Origin of the sequence: Exiguobacterium sp. MMG028 (assembly GCF_027947425.1) — a bacterium.
GTDB classification, from domain to species: domain Bacteria; phylum Bacillota; class Bacilli; order Exiguobacteriales; family Exiguobacteriaceae; genus Exiguobacterium; species Exiguobacterium aestuarii_A.
In genome coordinates this window covers 1-2941 of sequence record NZ_JAQJIN010000013.1, presented here as the reverse complement: position 1 = coordinate 2941, position 2941 = coordinate 1, and the positions used below count along the sequence as shown (strand labels likewise).

Sequence of the window (2941 nt, the reverse complement as noted above, 5' to 3'; positions counted from 1 at the left end):
TAGACTAGATCAAAGCCTCGACCGATTAGTATCATTCAGCTCCACGTGTCACCACGCTTCCACCCATGACCTATCTACCTCATCGTCTCTGAGGGGTCTTTCTTGATTGCTCAAAGGGAAATCTCATCTCGGAGGGGGCTTCATGCTTAGATGCTTTCAGCACTTATCCCGTCCGCACGTAGCTACCCAGCGATGCTCCTGGCGGAACAACTGGTACACCAGCGGTGCGTCCATCCCGGTCCTCTCGTACTAAGGACAGCTCTCCTCAAATTTCCTGCGCCCACGACGGATAGGGACCGAACTGTCTCACGACGTTCTGAACCCAGCTCGCGTACCGCTTTAATGGGCGAACAGCCCAACCCTTGGGACCTACTCCAGCCCCAGGATGCGATGAGCCGACATCGAGGTGCCAAACCTCCCCGTCGATGTGGACTCTTGGGGGAGATCAGCCTGTTATCCCCAGGGTAGCTTTTATCCGTTGAGCGATGGCCCTTCCATGCGGAACCACCGGATCACTAAGCCCGACTTTCGTCCCTGCTCGACTTGTAGGTCTCGCAGTCAAGCTCCCTTCTGCCTTTGCACTCTTCGAATGATTTCCAACCATTCTGAGGGAACCTTTGGGCGCCTCCGTTACTGTTTAGGAGGCGACCGCCCCAGTCAAACTACCCGCCTGACACGGTCCTCCAGCCGGATCACGGCTGCGAGTTAGAGACTCTATACGCAAAGGGTGGTATCCCAAGGGTGTCTCCACCGAAGCTGGCGCTCCGGCTTCACAAACTCCCACCTATCCTGTACATCGCGTACAAAGCCTCAATATCAGGCTGTAGTAAAGCTCCATGGGGTCTTTCCGTCCTGTCGCGGGTAACCTGCATCTTCACAGGTACTATGATTTCACCGGGTCTCTCGTTGAGACAGTGCCCAAATCGTTACGCCTTTCGTGCGGGTCGGAACTTACCCGACAAGGAATTTCGCTACCTTAGGACCGTTATAGTTACGGCCGCCGTTTACTGGGGCTTCGGTTCAGTGCTTCTCTTGCGATGACACATCCCCTTAACCTTCCAGCACCGGGCAGGCGTCAGCCCCTATACTTCATCTTGCGATTTAGCAGAGACCTGTGTTTTTGCTAAACAGTCGTTTGGGCCTATTCACTGCGGCTTATGTTGCCATAAGCGTCCCTTCTCCCGAAGTTACGGGACCATTTTGCCGAGTTCCTTAACGAGAGTTATCCCGCGCGTCTTAGAATTCTCATCTCGCCTACCTGTGTCGGTTTGCGGTACTGGCGCCGACCTCCTCACTAGAGGCTTTTCTTGGCAGCGTGAAATCCGGTGCTTCGCCCTACGGGCTCCACGTCACAGCTCAACCTTGTATGCCGGGCGGATTTGCCAACCCGACGGCCTCGCTGCTTGTCCGTGCACTTCCAGTCGCACGGTCACCTTATCCTTCTGCGTCCCCCCATCGTTCAAACGGTGGTACGGCGGTACAGGAATATCGACCTGTTGTCCATCGCCTACGCCTTTCGGCCTCGGCTTAGGTCCAGACTAACCCTGAGCGGACGAGCCTTCCTCAGGAAACCTTAGGCTTTCGACGGAGGGGATTCTCACCCCTCTTTTCGCTACTCACACCGGCATTCTCACTTCCAAGCGCTCCACGGCTCCTCACGATACCGCTTCACTGCTGCTTGGAACGCTCTCCTACCATCCCTTACGGGATCCATAGCTTCGGTGGTATGTTTAGCCCCGTTACATTTTCGGCGCGGCGCCACTCGACTAGTGAGCTATTACGCACTCTTTGAATGGTGGCTGCTTCTAAGCCAACATCCTAGTTGTCTGTGCAGCGCCACATCCTTTTCCACTTAACATACACTTGGGGACCTTAGCTGATGGTCTGGGCTGTTTCCCTCTCGACTACGGATCTTATCACTCGCAGTCTGACTCCCGAGTACAAGTTGCTGGCATTCGGAGTTTGACTGAATTCGGTAACCCTGTGGGGGCCCCTAGTCCAATCAGTGCTCTACCTCCAGAACTCTTCACCTCGAGGCTAGCCCTAAAGCTATTTCGGAGAGAACCAGCTATCTCCAGGTTCGATTGGCATTTCACCGCTACCCACACCTCATCCCCGCACTTTTCAACGTGCGTGGGTTCGGACCTCCAGTCAGTGTTACCTGACCTTCATCCTGGACATGGGTAGATCACCTGGTTTCGGGTCTACGACGACGGACTGATGCGCCCTGTTCAGACTCGCTTTCGCTGCGGCTCCGCCTCATCGGCTTAACCTCGCCCGCCATCGTAACTCGCCGGTTCATTCTACAAAAGGCACGCCATCACCCGTGAACGGGCTCTGACTACTTGTAGGCATACGGTTTCAGGATCTGTTTCACTCCCCTTCCGGGGTGCTTTTCACCTTTCCCTCACGGTACTGGTTCACTATCGGTCACTAGGAAGTATTTAGCCTTGGGAGATGGTCCTCCCGGATTCCGACGGGGTTTCACGTGTCCCGCCGTACTCAGGATCCACTCTGGAGGGGATGGGGTTTCGGCTACAGGGCCGTCACCTTCTCTGGCCGACCTTTCCAGGTCGTTCACCTACCCTATCCCTTTGTAACTCCGTGTAGAGTGTCCTACAACCCCAGGAAGCATGCTTCCTGGTTTGGGCTGTTCCCGTTTCGCTCGCCGCTACTCAGGGAATCGAATTTTCTTTCTCTTCCTCCGGGTACTTAGATGTTTCAGTTCCCCGGGTATGCCTCACGCCACGCTATGTATTCACGTGGGTGTCCCGCCAGTCTCCCGGCGGTGGGTTCCCCCATTCGGAGATCTCTGGATCAATGTGTACTTACCACTCCCCAGAGCATTTCGCTGTTCGTCGCGTCCTTCATCGGCTCCTAGTGCCAAGGCATCCACCGTACGCCCTTTCTACCTTGATCTAGCGTCTAAGACACACGGTCC

1 rRNA gene is annotated in these 2941 nt (G+C 55.4%); it reads right to left on the bottom strand.

From position 1 onward, the window contains the following. Positions 1 to 5 precede the first annotated feature (5 nt). Positions 6 to 2919: ribosomal RNA gene (locus PJK55_RS15070) — 23S ribosomal RNA — on the bottom strand. Between the last annotated feature and the right edge of the window lie 22 nt (positions 2920 to 2941).